General features: G+C 69.4%; 15 protein-coding genes and 1 pseudogene. 11 read left to right on the plus strand and 5 right to left on the minus strand.

All coding sequences use genetic code 11. The annotated features are described in order from the left end of the window. The first annotated feature begins 104 nt into the window (after positions 1-104). From DEU38_RS09165 to DEU38_RS09175, 3 genes are all read left to right on the plus strand, one after another. The gene (locus DEU38_RS09165) at positions 105-3908 is read left to right on the plus strand and encodes a lipid II flippase MurJ (protein WP_114720240.1); all 3804 of its coding nucleotides are present in this window, start codon (positions 105-107) and stop codon (positions 3906-3908) included. 61 nt (positions 3909-3969) lie between these two features. Then, on the plus strand, positions 3970-4551 hold the full coding sequence (sigM, locus tag DEU38_RS09170; protein ID WP_114720242.1) for an RNA polymerase sigma factor SigM: 582 nt from the start codon (positions 3970-3972) through the stop codon (positions 4549-4551). 64 nt (positions 4552-4615) lie between these two features. Beyond that, positions 4616-5392, plus strand: a complete 777-nt coding sequence (locus DEU38_RS09175) for a hypothetical protein (protein ID WP_114720244.1) — start codon at positions 4616-4618, stop codon at positions 5390-5392. Between the two features lie 7 nt (positions 5393-5399). Here DEU38_RS09175 and DEU38_RS09180 read toward each other — a convergent pair whose 3' ends face one another. Next, positions 5400-6020: a TetR/AcrR family transcriptional regulator gene (locus DEU38_RS09180; RefSeq protein WP_114720246.1), complete on the minus strand. Its 621-nt coding sequence runs from the start codon at positions 6018-6020 to the stop codon at positions 5400-5402. A 92-nt stretch (positions 6021-6112) separates the two neighbouring features. Here DEU38_RS09180 and DEU38_RS09185 point away from each other — a divergent pair, with 92 nt between their 5' ends. The 8 genes from DEU38_RS09185 (at position 6113) to DEU38_RS09220 (ending at position 13872) form a co-directional block, all read left to right on the plus strand. After that, positions 6113-7087: an NAD-dependent epimerase/dehydratase family protein gene (locus DEU38_RS09185; RefSeq protein WP_114720464.1), complete on the plus strand. Its 975-nt coding sequence runs from the start codon at positions 6113-6115 to the stop codon at positions 7085-7087. After that, positions 7084-8298 (plus strand): NADH:flavin oxidoreductase, encoded by a 1215-nt coding sequence (locus DEU38_RS09190; protein ID WP_258557755.1) that lies wholly within the window; start codon positions 7084-7086, stop codon positions 8296-8298. Before DEU38_RS09185 ends, DEU38_RS09190 begins: the two co-directional genes overlap by 4 nt. A gap of 125 nt (positions 8299-8423) precedes the next feature. After that, positions 8424-9551 (plus strand): ABC transporter permease, encoded by a 1128-nt coding sequence (locus tag DEU38_RS09195; RefSeq protein WP_114720248.1) that lies wholly within the window; start codon positions 8424-8426, stop codon positions 9549-9551. 32 nt (positions 9552-9583) lie between these two features. Continuing rightward, the gene (locus DEU38_RS09200) at positions 9584-10282 is read left to right on the plus strand and encodes an ABC transporter ATP-binding protein (protein ID WP_397484504.1); all 699 of its coding nucleotides are present in this window, start codon (positions 9584-9586) and stop codon (positions 10280-10282) included. A 27-nt stretch (positions 10283-10309) separates the two neighbouring features. Then, the gene (locus tag DEU38_RS09205; protein ID WP_114720251.1) at positions 10310-10903 is read left to right on the plus strand and encodes a TetR/AcrR family transcriptional regulator; all 594 of its coding nucleotides are present in this window, start codon (positions 10310-10312) and stop codon (positions 10901-10903) included. A gap of 216 nt (positions 10904-11119) precedes the next feature. After that, entirely contained in the window at positions 11120-12109 is a 990-nt protein-coding gene (gene trxB, locus DEU38_RS09210) for a thioredoxin-disulfide reductase (protein ID WP_114720253.1), read from the plus strand. Between the two features lie 68 nt (positions 12110-12177). After that, on the plus strand, positions 12178-12501 hold the full coding sequence (trxA, locus tag DEU38_RS09215) for a thioredoxin (protein WP_114720255.1): 324 nt from the start codon (positions 12178-12180) through the stop codon (positions 12499-12501). A 168-nt stretch (positions 12502-12669) separates the two neighbouring features. Continuing rightward, on the plus strand, positions 12670-13872 hold the full coding sequence (locus tag DEU38_RS09220; RefSeq protein WP_114720257.1) for an N-acetylmuramoyl-L-alanine amidase: 1203 nt from the start codon (positions 12670-12672) through the stop codon (positions 13870-13872). Positions 13873-13920: 48 nt separating this feature from the next. On the opposite strand, the gene DEU38_RS09225 is transcribed toward DEU38_RS09220, so the two are convergent. The 4 genes and pseudogenes from DEU38_RS09225 to DEU38_RS09240 form a co-directional block, all read right to left on the minus strand. Continuing rightward, positions 13921-14619, minus strand: a complete 699-nt coding sequence (locus DEU38_RS09225; RefSeq protein ID WP_114720259.1) for a GNAT family N-acetyltransferase — start codon at positions 14617-14619, stop codon at positions 13921-13923. A gap of 217 nt (positions 14620-14836) precedes the next feature. After that, positions 14837-15991, minus strand: a complete 1155-nt coding sequence (locus DEU38_RS09230; protein ID WP_114720261.1) for a ParB/RepB/Spo0J family partition protein — start codon at positions 15989-15991, stop codon at positions 14837-14839. A 2-nt stretch (positions 15992-15993) separates the two neighbouring features. Continuing rightward, the gene (locus DEU38_RS09235) at positions 15994-17001 is read right to left on the minus strand and encodes a ParA family protein (RefSeq protein WP_114720263.1); all 1008 of its coding nucleotides are present in this window, start codon (positions 16999-17001) and stop codon (positions 15994-15996) included. A gap of 70 nt (positions 17002-17071) precedes the next feature. Next, positions 17072-17300: pseudogene (locus tag DEU38_RS09240) on the minus strand (class I SAM-dependent methyltransferase); the annotation flags it as partial.

The raw sequence follows: 17300 nt of genomic DNA on the forward strand, positions 1-17300 counted from the left end.
AGCGACCCGGGACACCGGGCGGTCAGCGACCGCCGGCTCAGGGCGGCCCACGGCCCACACCTCAGCGCGGTCCCGGTCCGATGCCCCCGAGCGATCAGCGACCCATGTCACCGGGCGGTCAGCGACCCGTTCAGGGCGGCCCGCGCCCGGTGCCGCAGCAGGTCGGCCCGCCGCGGCCGGTGGCCGCACGTCCGGCCGAGGCTCCGGCTCCGGCTCCGAAGACCGAGACCGAGACCCAGACCGCGACCCCCGACGAACCGCAGAAGAAGAGCCTGCTCGCCGCGACGGGATCGATCGCGTTCGCGACGCTGATCAGTCGCGGTACCGGCTTCCTCAAGCAGTTGCTGCTGCTGACCGCGCTCGGCCCGGCCGTGGCCAGTGCGTTCACCGTCGCCAGCCAGATCCCGAACATGATCTCCGAACTGGTCCTCGGCGCGGTCCTCACCGCGATCGTCGTCCCGGTCCTGGTGCGCGCGGAGCGGGAGGACCCCGATCAGGGTGCCGCGTTCGTCCGAAGACTCTTCACGGCGGCGCTCGCGCTGCTGGGCACGGCGGCGCTGTTCGCGACGGCGGCCGCGCCGATCCTCACCACCTACGTCTTCCTGCCGGAGGACGGTGAGGTCAACACCGAGCTCACGACGGCACTGTGTTTCCTGCTGCTGCCGGCGATCCTGTTCTACGGCATGTCCGCCCTGCTCACGGCGATCCTCAACACCCGGCAGGTGTTCAAACCCGGCGCGTGGGCGCCGGTGCTGAACAACGTCGTGGTGCTCGGCATCCTGGCGGCGTACTGGCTGGTGCCCGGCGAGATCTCGCTCGACCCGGTGAGCATCAGCGACCCGCACGTCCTGATCCTGGGGCTCGGTGTGACCGCCGGTGTCGTGACGCAGGCTGTGAGCCTGGTGCCCGCGATCCGTCGGCAGGGCATCTCGCTGCGGCCGCTGTGGGGGATCGACGACCGGCTCAAGCAGTTCGGCGGCATGGCCGTGGCGATCGTTCTCTACGTGCTGATCAGTCAGCTCGGCATGATGTTCGCGACCCGCATCTCGGCGGCCGCCGACGAGGCCGGCCCCGCGATCTACACCAATGCCTGGCTGCTGCTGCAGCTGCCGTACGGCGTCCTCGGGGTCACGGTGCTCACCGCGATCATGCCGCGACTGAGCCGCAACGCGGCCGCCGAGGACACCCCCGCCGTCGTCGACGACCTGTCCGTCGCGACCCGGCTGACGATGATCGCGCTCATCCCGGTCGTCACGTTCTTCACGTTCGCCGGTCCGCAGATCGGGCACGCGCTGTACGGGTACGGCAACTTCGGCGCCGGCAACGCCGAGCGCCTCGGTGAGGCCGTCAGCTGGTCCGCGTTCACGCTCATCCCCTATTCGCTGGTGCTGATCCACCTACGCGTGTTCTATGCCCGCGAGCAGGCCTGGACGCCGACGTGGATCATCCTCGGCATCACCGGTGTGAAGATCGCGCTGTCGGCGCTCGCCCCGGTGCTGTCGTCCGACAGCCAGCACGTCGTGATCCTGCTCGGCGTCGCGAACGGACTCGCGTTCGTGGCCGGCGCGTTGATCGGCGGCTACCTGCTGCACCGCAGCCTCGGCGACCTGCGGATGGCGAACGTCGGCAAGACGGTGTGGGTGGTGCTGCTCGCGTCCGCGGCGGGTGCGATCTCCATGTTCGCGGCGGACAAGCTGCTGGGCCTGGATCGGTTGTCGGAGTCGTTCGGCGGACCCGGCGCGATGATCCGCGTCGCGATCACGGGCGCCCTCATGCTCGTGGTGACGTTCATCCTGATGTGGCTCGCCAAGGTGCCGGAGATCATGGCGATCACCGTGGCCGTCACGCGGAGGATTCCGGGACTGCGCGGTCGAGCCACGGCGGAGGAGGCACCGGCGATGGTGGCCATCGGATCCTCGTACGAGCCTGATACCGAATTGATTCCGGTCATCCGCGACCTCCCGCGGGCGCTCGATAGACCTGACGGTCTCCCGTACCCTGGACGCAGCGAGGCATACGTCGGCGGGGACTACATTCCCGACGAGTTCATAGAAGGAGCACGTGTGAGCGACGACGACGGTGCCGACAAGCGAACCGGCACGTCCGACGACGTCACTGGCGTCGAGAACGGCAACACCAAGGTGGCAGACGCCGCAACCACTTCGACGAATCCCACGGACGAGCCGTCCGACGCGTCGCCCGCTCCGAGCAACTCGGACGAAAACGACTCTGCAGCAGAGAATTCCACCGCCTTCGACGATGCGGCCGCGAGCCGGGATCGCCGACGTCGTGGCGACCTGAACGTCGACACCGGTGTGTTCTCGATCGGTTCGCCGATGCCGCCGTTGCGCGTGGCCGGCGCCGCCCCGGAACCCCGTGCGCAGCTGCGCGGTCCGCAGCTGATGCCCGGGGCGTCGGTGGCCGGTGGCCGCTACCGCCTCCTCGCACCGCACGGCGGTGCCCGCGGACTCCAGTTCTGGCAGGCACTCGACATCAAGCTCGACCGCGAGGTCGCACTCACCTTCGTCGACGCCGATCAGCGCGCCGAGGGTCCGGCGGCCACCGGACCCGACGGGCCGCAGGCAATCCTGTCCCGGACGCTGCGACTGGGACGGATCAACTCGTCCGGGCTCGCGCGGGTGCTCGACGTGGTCCGCGGTAGTTCCGGCGGCATCGTCGTCGCCGAGTGGACGCCGGGCCGCTCGCTGAAGGAGATGGCGGACACCGATCCGTCGCCGATCGGTGCGGCTCGCGCAGTCCGGGCGCTCGCGGCGGCCGCGGAGGCGGCGCACCGTGGTGGCAGCGCCCTGTCCATCGACGATCCCGACCGGATCCGCATCAGCACCGCGGGCGATGCCGTTCTCGCCTTCCCCGGCACCCTGTCCGACGCCGACCCGGCCTCGGACGTGCGCGGGCTCGGCGCAATGCTGTACGCGCTCATCACCGCCCGCTGGCCGCTCGACGACGGCACCGAGTCGTCGGAAGGCATGCGCCCGGCCGACCGGGACCCGTCGGGTCGCCCCGTCGAGCCCCGCGCGATCCGGCCGGAGGTCCCGTTCGAGATCTCCGCCGTCGCGGTCCGGGCCCTCGGCGGCGACAGCGGCATCCGCGCGGCCGCGACGGTGCAGCACATCCTCGACCAGGCGACGGTCGTCGACCAGAAGACCGATCTCATGCCCGCGCTCCGGCTGGGCCAGCGGGCCCCCGGCAGCGACTCGCACGCACTGGCCGACCCGGAGGCGGTGGCGGCCGAGAAGCAGAAGTCCAACCGCACGCTCATCGCCCTGGTCTCGCTCGGTGCGCTCACCATCGTGGTCCTCGCACTGATCGGGTGGTGGCTCGCGAACCTGCTGGCGGGCGGCAACTCCGACGAACCGTTGACGAACCAGAACCTGGGCCTGACGACGACGGCAGAGGCGCCCGCGACGTCTGCGGAGTCCTCGGCGGCCGCCCCGCCGCCCGCGGCGACGCGTCCGGTCACGCCGGCGGGCGCCGCCGTGTTCTCGCCCCAGGGCACTCCCGACAGTGCCGCGAACGCCGGCCTGGCGATCGACGGCAACCCGGCGACGGCGTGGAGCACCGATGCGTACTTCCAGCCGTTCCCGGCGCTGAAGAACGGCGTGGGGCTCATGGTGACGCTCCCCGAGGCCGCGAACCTGTCCGCCATCCAGATCACCTCGACGAGCCCGGGGACGCAGGTGGAGATCCGCTCCGCACCGGCGCCGAACACCTCGCTCGACCAGACGCGTGTGATCGGCAACGGCACCCTCGAGGACGGCGTGACGGAGATCCCGCTGAAGACGGACGGCGCCACCAAGAACGTCATCGTGTGGATCACCGAACTCAGCACGAAGGGCGGCAAGAATCAGTCCGACGTGGCCGAGGTGTCCTTCACCGCCGCCCCCTGAGCCGGTCGCCGGCGGCGCCCCTACGACGCGTGACGGGCAATTGATCGGCTAACATCCGCCGGTGCGAATCTTCAGGGGGGTCGCCAAAGCTGATTTGTCGGATGCACAACTCTTGGCAGCGCACGCGTCGGGTGACGGGGGCGCGTTCGCGGAGCTGCTGAGCAGGCATTACGACCATCTTTGGCATGTTGCGAGGAGAACGAGCTACACCGTCGAGGACGCGGCCGACGCGCTACAGGACGCGTTGCTGTCCGCGCACCGTACGGCGGGGTCGTTTCGGGAGGATGCGGCCGTGCGCAGCTGGCTGCACACGATCGTGGTGAACGCGTGTCTGGACCGGATCCGGCGGAACCGTGTCCGTCCGACGGTGTCGCTGTCCGCCGACGAGACCGTCGATCCTCGCGACGAGCGTGACCACATCGCCGAGAGCGAGACGGCGATGCTCGTCGACCGGGCCCTGCTGCGGCTGTCGGCGGAGCAGCGCGCCGCGATCGTGGCCGTCGACATGGAGGGTTATTCGGTGGCCGAGGCCGCCGCGCGGCTCGGGGTCCCCGAGGGGACCGTCAAGAGTCGCTGCGCCCGCGCACGGGCCAAGCTGGCGGGACATTTGGAATACTTGCGAGATGTAGGGAACCGATCTTGATCTCCCGGCGTCTGAACTAATTGAAGGCACAATCGTGTCCCGGACATTGCGGGTTGGAGGTGGGATGACGGACCACGACGACGGAGAACCGCTCGGCCCCCCGTTCTCGACGGAGCTTCTCGCCGACCTGCATGCCGACGCCCTGACCGACGACGTGAGCGCCCGACTGTGGCCGCTGGTGCGCCAGGACCCGGACGCGCTCGCCGTTCTGGATTCGCTCGATGCCGTCACCGCCCGACTCGGCGAGGCCGGGCGCGATCACAGCGTCGAGACCCCCATTCCGCAGGACGTCGCCGCTCGCATCAATTCCGCTCTCGGGCTGGATGATTCGCAGACTCCACGCAGCGTGACGGCGCTGTCCGACGCGCCGTCGCGCCGTCGGATGATCACGTGGATCACCGTGTCCGCCGCCTCGATGGCCGCGGCCGTCGCCGTCGTCTTCGCACTCACCAGCCTGGACGGCTCCGAATCCGCGCCACCGACCGTGATCGCGACGCCCAGCTCGACCGCAGCGGAGCCCGCACCGCCGTCCGCCGTCGATCTCGGCACGGACCTCGACGGCGACCAGGTGCTGGCCCTCATGCGCGAGTCGAGGTCCACGCGGACCGAGACGGGCATCGGGGAACTCGGGAACCCGGCCGTCCGGAGCGCGTGCCTGCAGGCCATCGGGATCGACCCGGCGCGTCCCGTGGTGGGCACCCGGGAAGTGTCGTACCGGGGGAGCGCCGCCGTGTTGATGCTGATCGCGGGCCCCCGTCCGCCCGCCCTGACGGCGGTGGTCGTCGGGTCCGGCTGCGACGCCGGCGCACCGGATCTGCTCGCTCAGACCGAAATCGGCTGAGCCGCAATCAGTTGTCGTCGGCTTGGAGCTCCCGGTCGGCGACGGGTGTCAGCAGTTCCCGGATCCGCGCGCGCAGCTCGGGGGTGTCGTCGTCCTTCGCGATGAGGCTCGAGAAGAGGGCGGCACCGGCGGCCGCCACCAGCACGGCCTTGGCGTCGCGCAGATCCCGCGCCCGGTCCTCCTCGCTGGCGTCGTCGCTGCCGTGCGCGACGAAGAGCGCCGTGGCCGGACCGCTGAACCCCTGCCACAGTGCGGCACGCATGTCCTCGTGGTCACGCAGCGCCGCCAGCAGTCCGGGCAACGCCTCCCGCACATCGGGCCGGGAGAACAGCTGCGCGCTGCCGGTGACGACCCAGTCGATCCAGCCCGCGCGGTCGGTCCCCTCGAACGGCTCGAGGTCCGGTGTCGCGCCCAGCAGGGCATCGAGCACGAGGTGCGCCTTCGACGCCCATCGCCGGGACAGGGCCGCCCGGCTGACGCCGGCGCGGGTGGCGATGGCGCGCAGGCTCAGTTGCTCCCAGCCCACCTCGAGGAGCATCTCGCGGGTCGCGGCGAGGACGTCGGTGTCGATCCGGGGGTCCCGGGGCCGCCCGGTGGGCGGTACGCCGGCAGTTGTCTGTGCACTCATCGCCTTGAATTGTCGGACACCGCGCCGTATCGCGCTATAGGCTCCATTTACGATCCCAGTGGCAACAGAATTGTGGGGCCGGAAGTATGCAGATGAGGATCGCGGTGACCGGCGGGACCGGCTACCTCGGCGCGCACACGACCCGCGCCCTGCTCGACGACGGACACCGCATCAGGCTGCTCGTGCACCCGAACGAGTCCGCCACCGAGATCGTCTCGCTCTTCGGTGACGCCGCCGACCACGTCGAGGTGCGCTCGGGCGACATCCGGGACCCCGAGGTCGTCGCGGCGCTGCTGGACGGCTGCGACGCGGTGCTGCACGCGGCCGGCGTGGTCGGCACCGACAACAGCCGCGAGGCCCTGATGTGGGAGGTCAACACCGCGGCCACCGCGACCCTGCTCACCCGCGCGGCGCTGCTGGGGCTGGATCCGATCGTGCACGTCGCCAGCTACAGCGCGCTGTTCCCGTCGCCGGATCCGGTGATCGGCCCGGACAGCCCGACGGCGCCGGGCCGCAGCGCCTACGGCCGCACCAAGGCCGCGGCCGACCGCATCGCACGCGCGCTGCAGGACGCCGGCGCGCCGGTGGTCATCACGTATCCGTCGAGTGTCGTCGGACCGGGACTGGGCGGCATGCGCGGGGTGACGGCGACCGGGTGGGCACCGATGGTCGCGGCCGGCGCCGCACCGCGGCTGCGGGGCGGCATGCAGATGATCGACGTGCGCGACGTCGCGGCCGTGCACGCCGCGGCGATGCGGCCGGGCCGTGGTCCGCGCCGGTACATGTGCGGCGGCGAGCTGATCGGGTTCAACGAGCTCGTCGACATCCTCGAACGCGCGTCGGGCCACCGAATCCGACGGATTCCTATGGCGCCGAGCATGTTCCGCGGAGCCGGACGGGTCGCCGATCTGATCGGCACGGTACTGCCGGTGAGCGCCGGGTTCAGCTACGAGGCCGCGTGGCTGCTCACCGCGGCCACCCCCACCGACGACTCCCGGACGCTGTCGGAACTCGGATTGACCTGGCGCCCCGTGCGCGACGCCCTGACTGCGTCGGTGACACCGTGAATCCGACGCCACCGCCCACGCCCGCATCGGCGATCTGGGAGCCGGCCCGGCTCGGTCCGCTGACGCTGCGCAACCGAATCATCAAGGCAGCCACCTTCGAAGGCGTCATGCCACGCGGCCGGGTCACCGACGAGCTGATCGACTTCCACGCCGAGGTGGCCCGCGGGGGAGCGGCGATGACGACCGTCGCCTACTGCGCCGTCTCACCGGGCGGACGCGTGAACAACCACGCGCTCGTCCTCGACACGAACACGGGACGGGACCTGCGGCGGCTCACCGACACCGTGCACGCCGAGGGGGCGCTGGCCTGCGCCCAGATCGGGCACGCCGGCCTGGTCGCGAACCAGCGGGCGAACAAGTCCCGCACGCTGGCACCGTCGACCCGGATCAGCGCTCCCGCAATGGGTTTGGTACGCGCAGCGACACTCGACCAGCTCGAGCAGGTGGCCCGGGACTTCGAGAACGCGGCGCGGGTGGCCGTCGACGCCGGGTTCGACGCGCTCGAGGTCCACCTGGGCCACAACTATCTGCTGAGCAGCTTCATGAGCCCCAACCTCAACAGGCGCACCGACGGGTACGGCGGCAGCGTCGTCGCGCGGTCCCGCTTTCCGCGCGAGGTGCTCGAACGGATCCGCGCGGCGGTCGGCGGTTCCGTCGCGGTCACCGCCAAGTTCAACATGGCCGACGGCGTCCCGGGGGGACTGTGGCTGGACCAGAGCCTGCAGATCGCCCGACTGATCGAGTCCGACGGCCACCTCGATGCGATGCAACTCACCGGCGGCAGTTCGCTGCTCAACGGCATGTACTACTTCCGCGGTGAGGTTCCGATGGCCGAATTCGTTGCCGCGCAACCGAAACTGGTGCGGCTGGGGCTCAAGGTCTACGGACCGCGGATCCTTCCGACCTACCCGTTCGAGGAGGCCTTCTTCCTGCCCCTCGCCCGGCAGTTCCGCGAGGCGCTGTCGATGCCGCTGATCCTGCTCGGCGGCGTCAACGATCTCGACACCGTCCGCACCGCACTCCACGACGGCTTCGAGTTCGTCGCGATGGCACGCGCACTGCTCCGCGATCCATACCTGCCGGAGAAGTTCCGACGCGGGCGCGCGACCGAGGGGCTGTGCATCCACTGCAACAAGTGCATGCCCACGATCTACACCGGGACGCGGTGCGTGGTGCGCGAGGCGCTGTGGGAGAACACCCGGGCCCGATAGCCGGGCGAGAGCAACGTCACCCAACTTACCGACAGCGCGTTGGTATATTTGCCGACAGGCCGTCGGGAAGATTGAAGTTCCCTCGTCGGCTCCATCGACAGATCACACCGACCAGGAGTTCACAGATGTTCCTCGCCCTGCGGGAGCTACGGTTCGCGCGATCCAGATTCGGCCTGATGGGTGGTGTCATCGCCCTCATCTCGGTGCTGATGGTGCTGCTGTCCGGGCTGTCCTCCGGCCTCGTCGAGGACGGCGTCTCGGGCCTGAAGGCCATGCCGGTCGACGGGTTCGCATTCAACGAAGGCACCAAGACCGACTCCGCGTTCTCGCGCAGTGTCGTCACCGACGAGCAGGTCGACGCCTGGCGCGCGCAGCCCGGCGTCGCCGAGGCCCAGCCGTTCGGCAACATGCTCGTCAACGCCCACAACGACAAGGACGTGCCGGTCGATTTCGCGCTCTTCGGCGTCCCGGCCGACTCGTTCCTCGCCCCGTCCGCCGCTCGAGGCACCGGACTGGGCGAGCCGAACGGCATCGTCATCAGCAAGAGCGCCCTCGACGCTGGCGTCGACCTCGGTGACACCATCACGATCGATCGTCTCGGCACCGAACTGAAGATCGTCGGCGTCACCGACGGCAAGCAGACGTTCGGCCATGTCGACGTCGCCTACCTGCCGATCGACACGTGGCGCGAGTTGCACTCCGGCGTCCGTCCCGGCGAGCCCGTGCCCGCGCAGGCGATGACCGAGTCCACCGCCGTCGCGTTGCAGGCACAGCCCGGCGCCACGCTCGACTACGCCGCGGGCGACGCGGCAGCGGCGACGTCCACCGTCGCGCTCGAGGATTCGTTCGCGTCGTCACCGGGCTTCAGCGCCGAAACCATGACCCTGGACCTCATCAAGGTGTTCCTCTACGCCATCTCCGCGCTCGTCGTCGGCGCGTTCTTCACGGTGTGGACGATCCAGCGCAAGCACGAGATCGCGGTGATGCGCGCGATGGGCGCCTCCACCGGATACCTGCTGCGCGACGGCCTGGCGCAGGCGTTCATCCTGCTGCTCGGCTCCGTCGCAGTGGGCGCGGCGGTCGGCTACGGCTTCGGCTCGCTGATCGGCGGGGGGGTGCCGTTCCTGCTCGAACCGGCGGCCGTCGCGGTCGCCGCGGTCCTGCTGACGGTCCTCGGACTGGTCGGCGCCGCGATCGCGATCATCCGCATCGCCTCGGTCAACCCGTTGAACGCGCTGGGAGGCCAGCGATGAGCGCCCGGCGAAGCAGCGCACAGGAGAACACCGTGAGCACGACCGAAACCGCAATCGAGACCGCCGCCCTCGACATCGTCGACGCCAATCTGCGTCTCGGTGACGGCGAGCAGACCGTGACCGCACTCGACAAGGTGAGCCTGACCGTCCGGCCGGGCGAGATGGTCGCCGTCGTCGGCCCGTCGGGCTCGGGCAAGTCGAGCCTCCTCGCGGTGGCGGGGGCGCTCACCACACCGGACTCGGGCACCGTCCACGTGGGCGGCCGCAACCTGCTCGATATGAAGCGCGCCGAGGCGGCGAAGTTCCGGCGGGCGCACATCGGGTTCGTGTTCCAGAGCGGCAACCTCATCCCGTCGCTCACCGCCGCCGACCAGTTGCGGCTGGTGTCGCATCTCGGCAACAGCAAGGGCCGCACGTTCCGCGACCCGATCGCGCTGCTCGAGCAGGTGGGTCTGGGTCACAAGGTCGACCGACGCCCCGACCAGCTCTCGGGCGGTGAACGTCAGCGCGTCGGCATCGCCCGCGCCCTGGTGTCGTCGCCGTCGCTGCTGCTGGTCGACGAGCCCACCGCCGCCCTCGACCGGGCCCGCAGCCACGAGATCGTGCAACTGCTGGCGCGTGAGACCCGGGAGTCGCGCGTAGGGACTGTCATGGTGACCCACGACTACGATGTTCTCGACTATTGCGACCGCGTGGTCGAGATGACGGACGGGCGACTCGAACCCCGGTAACCGAGACGAGTGCGAAGAGGAGGGCGCGTGCCGCGGATCAGTGCACCGACTGTCGGTGAGCATCGAGCCGCGCAACAGCGTGCCCTCCTCGACGCCGCTCGGGAGGTCCTCGCCGAAGGCGCCACGGAGATCCCCCCGTTCGGCGAGGTCGCGGCCCGCGCCGGACTCGCGCGCTCGAGCATGTACCAGTACTTCCGGTCCCGGCAGCACCTCCTCGAGGCGCTCATCGAGGACTCCTTTCCCCGGTGGTCGGCCCGGGTCACCGCCGAGATGTCCGACGCCGGCGGCCCCGATCAGCGGGTGCTGGCCTACGTCGACGCGAACCTGAAGCTGGTGGCCGAGGGGGAGCACGCCATCGCCACGGCGCTGGCGCAGATCGCACCGGGTCCCGAACTCGACGCCAAGAGCCGCGCGATGCACGCGGACCTCGTGACTCCGCTGTCCGACGCGCTCGCCGAACTCGGGGTGCCGGATGTGGCGACGACGTCCGAACTCGTCAACGCCGTGCTGCACGCCGCGACCCGCCAGGTGGAGCGGGGCGAGGACGTCGATCATGTCCGACGCACCGCCGCGGCCCTGATCCGCCCGTTCGTCACCGACCTCGCCGGCCGGCCGGAGTGACGGTGGGGGGAACTATGACTCGTTCCACACGTCCGGTTCCACGTGAAACGTTCGACAGCGCCGGTGCCGTGCGGCTCACGGACGCGGGGAACAACACCCATTAATCTGTTGTTGACCTGACCGACTCCGCGAGCTGCGCCGCCACCGGCGGAATCGCGCGAGCAGCAGTGAACCACCGCATCGCACGACTGCATCACAGGAACAGGAAAGGCCCGCATGACTACTCCGACCACGGTCCGTGACCTCATCATCGTCGGCTCCGGACCCGCCGGATACACGGCCGGCGTCTACGCCGCCCGCGCGGAGCTCGAGCCCCTGCTCTTCGAGGGCACCCAGTTCGGCGGCTCGCTGATGACCACCACCGAGGTGGAGAACTTCCCCGGCTTCCGCGAGGGCATCATGGGCCCGGACCTGATGGACGAGATGCGCGAGCAGGCCAAGCGCTTCGGTGCGGACATCCGCACCGAGGACGTCGAGGAACTCGAGCTCGACGGCCCGGTCAAGAAGGTCGTCGTGGCCGGCGAGACGTACTACGCGCGCGCCGTCATCCTCGCGATGGGCGCCGCCGCCCGCTACCTGGGCATCCCCGGCGAGGAACGCCTCCTCGGCCGCGGCGTCAGCGCCTGCGCCACCTGCGACGGCTTCTTCTTCCGCGACCAGGACATCGTCGTGGTCGGCGGCGGCGACTCCGCGATGGAGGAGGCCACCTTCCTCACCAAGTTCGCCCGCAGCGTCACCCTCGTGCACCGCCGCGAGGAGTTCCGCGCGTCCCGCATCATGCTCGAGCGCGCCAAGGCGAACGAGAAGATCCGCTTCGTCACAGGCGCCGAGCCGGTCGAGGTCCTCGGCGAGAACAGCGTCACCGGCCTGGTCGTGCGCGACACCGTCACCGGTGAGCAGTCCACGCTCGATGTCACCGGCATGTTCGTCGCCATCGGTCACGACCCGCGCAGCGAGCTCGTCAAGGGCCAGGTGCAGCTCGACGACACCGGCTACGTCAAGGTGCAGTCGCCGACCACCGCGACCTCGACCGACGGCGTCTTCGCCGCCGGCGACCTCGTGGACCACACCTACCGTCAGGCCATCACCGCCGCCGGCACCGGCTGCGCCGCCGCGATCGACGCCGAGCGCTGGCTGGCCGACCAGGGCGACATCACCGGCAACACCCTCGCCGCCGCGGGCGAGCCCGTCGCCGTCGACGCCTGAGTCGGTCCCGCACCACCCGATCCGAGCACTGTCCCGATCCGCGCACTTCCAGGTCCCAGGAGGATCCCGTGTCGAACACCATCACGATCAACGACGACTCGTTCAAGCAGGAGGTTCTGGACTCCGACAAGCCCGTGCTCGTCGACTTCTGGGCCACCTGGTGCGGCCCGTGCAAGATGGTCGCCCCCGTGCTCGAGGAGATCGCCGGTGAGCACGGCGACAAGCTCACCGTCGCCAAGCTCGACATCGACCAGAACCCGGGCGCGGCCCGCGACTTCCAGGTCATGTCGATCCCCACGATGATCCTGTTCCAGGGCGGCAAGCCCATCAAGACCATCGTCGGCGCCAAGGGCAAGGCGGCCCTCCTCAAGGATCTCGCCGACGTCCTCTGACCTGAATCCGTTCCGCTCCGCCCGGTAGGCACCGAATGTGTCACCGGACAGGCCACAGTGTGACCCGACTGGCGCTACAGCCTTGTCACACTGTGGCCTACTGGATTGCTGATATCCGGGGGCGGTCTGAGAGAATCGATCGACGTCCGCAACGAAAGGCCCGCGAGCATGCAGCTACTCCGTCACGGCGATCACGGCCCCGCCGTCGCCGAGATTCGGGGTACCTTGACCGGCCTGGGCTTCCTCCACAACGGGGTAGCGGAGACGCAGCGTGAGGCCGTCAACGGCTCGCACTGGGTGGCCCCGGACGCCGTGTTCGATCACCACCTCGATTCCGCCGTCAGAGCCTTCCAGCAGCAGCGTGGCCTGTTGGTCGACGGGATCGTCGGTCCCGCGACGTACCGCTCGCTCAAGGAGGCGTCGTACCGCCTCGGCGCCCGCACCCTCATCTATCAGCTGTCCGCGCCGCTGTACGGCGACGACGTCGCCGCCCTGCAGACCCGTCTGCAGGACCTCGGCTTCTACGTCGGGCGGGTGGACGGCTACTTCGGCCCGCAGACGCACGAGGCGCTCAGCTCGTTCCAGCGAGAGATCGGGATCGCCGCCGACGGCATCTGCGGCCCCGCGACCCTGCGGTCGCTGGAACTGCTCGGCACCCGGGTCTCCGGCGGTTCGCCGCACGCGATCAGCGAGGAGGAGCTGGTCCGCCGGTCCGGCCCGCAGCTCAGCGGCAAGCGGATCGTCATCGATCCCGGTCTGGGCGGCGCCGACACCGGTCTGATCGTCTCGACCCCGCACGGCCCGATGAGCGAGGCCGAGATCCTGTGGGATCTCGCGAGCCGGCTCGAGGGTCGCATGGCGGCGACCGGGATGGAGACGTTCCTGTCCCGCCCGCCGCACGCCAACCCCAGCGAGGCCGAACGCGCCGAGACGTCCAACGGCTTCGACGCCGACCTGATGATCGCGCTGCGGTGCGACAGCCACACCAGCCCGTCCGCGGGCGGTGTGGCCAGCTTCCACTTCGGCAACTCGCACGGCTCCACCTCGATGATCGGCCAGATCCTCACCGGCTTCATCCAGCGCGAGGTCGTGGCTCGAACACCTATGCAGGACTGCAGAACTCACGGACGCACCTGGGATCTGTTGCGGCTCACCAAGATGCCTACCGTTCAGGTCGACATCGGATATCTCACAAATGATTCCGATGTTTCGGTGCTGACTAACCCGCGTTACCGCGACACCATCGCCGAGGCGATCCTCGTCGCCGTCAAGCGGCTGTACCTTCTCGGGCAGGACGACGCGCCGACCGGGACGTTCACGTTCGCCGAACTGCTCGCCGAGGAACTGTCCGGCGTGGAGCGGGCCCGGTAGCGGTTCCACGGCGCCACTCGGCGTTGCCGGAACCACCCGGAATGGGCCCTAGTGGGCCCCCACAGGGCTTCGTTCGCCGATATCGACCAGTGACAGGGCCGCGACCTCCAGGAGCCGCTCCAGGGCCGCCTCGACGTCCGCCTTCCACAGGTGGTCCCGATCGAGCTCGAGCCGCAACCGCGGGAACCGGTGATGGGGTGCGACCACCTCGAATCCGACGTCCGTCAGGAAGTCGGCGCTGATCATGCATTCCTGGGGCGAACACTCGCGGGCCGCGGTCGCGGTGGGGACGTCACTGGGGGAGGAGTCGAGGTCGGGTCGGATCCCGAAGGCTTCGAGCGCGCGGACACCGCGACGGACCAGATCGCCGACGGCTGCCTGGATGAGCGTCGACCCCAACTCGAACTCGTCACCGGTCGGTTCCAGCCGCATCGTGGTCAGCAGGATCGCGTCGGCGCTCACCGGCGAGGTGGGGAAAAGGTCGGCCCGGGGCACCATGTTCGGTGGGGCGTACAGGGCGCAGCCGGCCGGTTTGTCGTCGACGAGGGCGACCTGGCCGCACGAACCCCACTCGAGCATGACCATCGACAGCCATGCTTCCTTCTCGAACTCGGGGTCGTGGAAACCACTGAACTCTCGGGAGCTGCGAACCGCGGCGGGATCCATTTCCCAGAAGACGCATCGCCGCGCGTGCGAGGACAGCTTGTCGAGTCCGTCCAGTGTGAGTGACGTGACGCTAGTCGACACTGTGTAAGCCAGCCTCCATGCTCGCCCCTCCTCGACGGAACTATCCCCTCCAGAATAGGGGATAGTTCCGTCGGCGGCCCGGCGACGATGTCCGGCCCATGAATCAGCCTGTGGAGCAGACTCTTTCGGAGACCCGTGACCCCGCAGCGTGAGACTCGTCGACCATAACGTCACAGTGACGTTATGGTCACGGGTTACCGGAGCCGGTGAAACGCGATCAGTTACCGCTCTGCTTCTCCATCATGCCCACGATGCGCTCCAGATCGTCGACCGAACCGAACTCGACGACGATCTTGCCCTTCCGCTTGCCGAGACTCACCGTGACGCGAGTGTCGAACGAACTCGACAGCCGCTCGGCGACGTCCTGCAGACCCGGCATCTGGATCGGCTTCCGCTTCACCGGTGGGGTAGGGGAGGGGCCCTCGCGATTCGCGAGCATGACCGCTTCCTCCGTTGCCCGCACCGACATGCCCTCGGCCACGATGCGGGCCGCGAGCACCTCCTGCGCGTCCGCTCCCGCCTCGAGGGACAGCAGCGCACGGGCGTGGCCCGCGGACAGCACACCGGCCGCGACGCGGCGCTGCACCGGGATCGGGAGCTTGAGGAGTCGGATCATGTTCGTCACGACCGGACGCGAGCGTCCGATCCGTGCCGCCAACTCCTCGTGGGTGACCTCGAACTCCTCGAGCAACTGCTGATACGCGGCCGCCTCTTCGAGCGGGTTGAGCTGCACCCGATGGATGTTCTCCAGGAGGGCATCGCGCAGCAGCGTTTCGTCCGTGGTCTCGCGGACGATCGCGGGGATCGTCTCGAGGCCGGCGATCTGGCTCGCCCGCCAGCGGCGCTCGCCCATGACGAGCTGGTACTGCTCGGGGCCGATCCGCCGGACGACGATCGGCTGCATCAGTCCGAACTCGCGGATCGAGTGCACCAGTTCGTTGAGCGCCTCCTCGTCGAAGACGTGGCGGGGCTGCTTCGGGTTCGGCTCGATCAGGTGCGGCGGGATCTCGTGGTACACCGCACCGGCGGGGGAGAGGGGCTCCTCGTCGGTGCGCACCGCGGGAGTCGGGGTCGGCGCGCTCGCGACTACATCCGCGGCCTTCGCGGCCGCGGCCGGCTTCGCCGGGGTCTTGGCCGGAGCCTTCGCTGCGGTCTTCTTGGCGGCCTTCGGCGCGGCCGCGGTGGCCCCCGACTCCGCTGCGTCCGCCGGGGGATCCACGGGATCCTTGGTGGCGACACCGGCGGCCGGCGCCGACGTCCCGATGATGACGTCCGCGGCCGCGTTCCCCAGTCCCGGTCCACCGTTGGCCGGCCCCGTCGGGATCAGCGCCGCCAGCCCGCGGCCGAGCCCGCCCTTACGTGTCTGCGCCATCTCTACTGCTCCTGCGTCGTGGTGGTCATCCCGCGTGCCGCGAGTTCTCGGCCGGCGTCGAGATAGCTCATCGCCCCCCTCGATCCGGGGTCGTAGTCGAGGACCGTCATCCCGTAACCGGGAGCCTCGGACACCTTCACGCTGCGGGGGATGATCGCACGCAACACCGCGTCGCCGAAGTGCTTGCGCACCTCCTCGGCCACCTGGTCCGCCAGCTTGGTGCGGGCGTCGTACATCGTCAGCAGCACGGTCGAGACGTGCAGTTCCGGATTGAGGTGCGCCTGGACCAGTTCGATGTTGCGGAGCAACTGCCCGACGCCCTCGAGCGCGTAGTACTCGCACTGGATCGGGATCAGCACCTCCTTCGCGGCGACCATCGCGTTGACCGTCAGCAGGCCCAGCGACGGCGGGCAGTCGATGAGGATGAAGTCGACGTCGATGTCGGCGAGCGCCTTCTCCGACAGCGCGTTCTTGAGGCGGTTCTCGCGCGCCACCATCGAGACGAGTTCGATCTCCGCGCCGGCCAGGTCGATCGTCGCGGGGATGCAGTAGAGGCGTTCGTTGTGGGGGCTCTGCTGGATCGCTTCCTTCGCGGTCACCTCACCGAGGAGCAGTTCGTAGCTCGACGGCGTCCCCGACGTGTGGGGGACACCCAGCGCGGTGCTCGCGTTGCCCTGCGGATCGAGATCGACGACGAGGACGGTGAGCCCCTGGATCGCCAGCGCCGACGCCAGATTCACCGTGGAGGTGGTCTTGCCGACGCCACCCTTCTGGTTGGCGATCGTGAACACCCGACGATGCGACGGCTTCGGCAGAGTCACCGAACCGGGATGGAGCACCTGACTCGCACGCTGCGCGGCGGCGCCGATCGGCGTGTCCGCGAGGGAGATACCGGCGTAGGGGGAGTGGGCGAGGCTCTGGTCTCGACTGCCGCCGGCCGATTCGGGCGGGGCCGCAGTTTCACGTGAAACCGTTTCCCGTGAAACGGCGGATTCAGGTCCAGCCGACATCTACTGCTCCTTCACTTGATGACCACTCATGACGCAATTCTCAACCCTCGAGCTCTCGAATGCCGGTAACTCAGCGGTGCCGGCGACCGTGTTGCGCGACTCGTTCCGCGCTCACCACGATCGTCGGCACCGGCAACACGTCGACACCACACTCGACGACCTCCAGCTTGCCAGCACCCAACCGACCAAGGGAAGCGCGATCCCGGGAAATCTCCTCCGCCGCACTCGAACCCTTCAACGCCAACATCCTCCCACCCACACGCACCAACGGCAGCGACCACCGCGCCAACCGCTCCAAC

The sequence above is a fragment of the Rhodococcus sp. AG1013 genome, assembly GCF_003350365.1.
Classification (GTDB): domain Bacteria; phylum Actinomycetota; class Actinomycetes; order Mycobacteriales; family Mycobacteriaceae; genus Prescottella.

Coding starts and splice junctions, on each gene's coding strand:
- DEU38_RS09165 (WP_114720240.1), top strand. CDS start 105: ATGTCACCGGGCGGTCAGCGACCCGTTCAGGGCGGCCCGCGCCCGGTG.
- DEU38_RS09175 (WP_114720244.1), top strand. CDS start 4,616: ATGACGGACCACGACGACGGAGAACCGCTCGGCCCCCCGTTCTCGACG.
- DEU38_RS09180 (WP_114720246.1), bottom strand. CDS start 6,020: ATGAGTGCACAGACAACTGCCGGCGTACCGCCCACCGGGCGGCCCCGG.
- DEU38_RS09185 (WP_114720464.1), top strand. CDS start 6,113: ATGAGGATCGCGGTGACCGGCGGGACCGGCTACCTCGGCGCGCACACG.
- DEU38_RS09195 (WP_114720248.1), top strand. CDS start 8,424: ATGTTCCTCGCCCTGCGGGAGCTACGGTTCGCGCGATCCAGATTCGGC.
- trxB (WP_114720253.1), top strand. CDS start 11,120: ATGACTACTCCGACCACGGTCCGTGACCTCATCATCGTCGGCTCCGGA.
- DEU38_RS09220 (WP_114720257.1), top strand. CDS start 12,670: ATGCAGCTACTCCGTCACGGCGATCACGGCCCCGCCGTCGCCGAGATT.
- DEU38_RS09230 (WP_114720261.1), bottom strand. CDS start 15,991: ATGGCGCAGACACGTAAGGGCGGGCTCGGCCGCGGGCTGGCGGCGCTG.
- DEU38_RS09235 (WP_114720263.1), bottom strand. CDS start 17,001: ATGTCGGCTGGACCTGAATCCGCCGTTTCACGGGAAACGGTTTCACGT.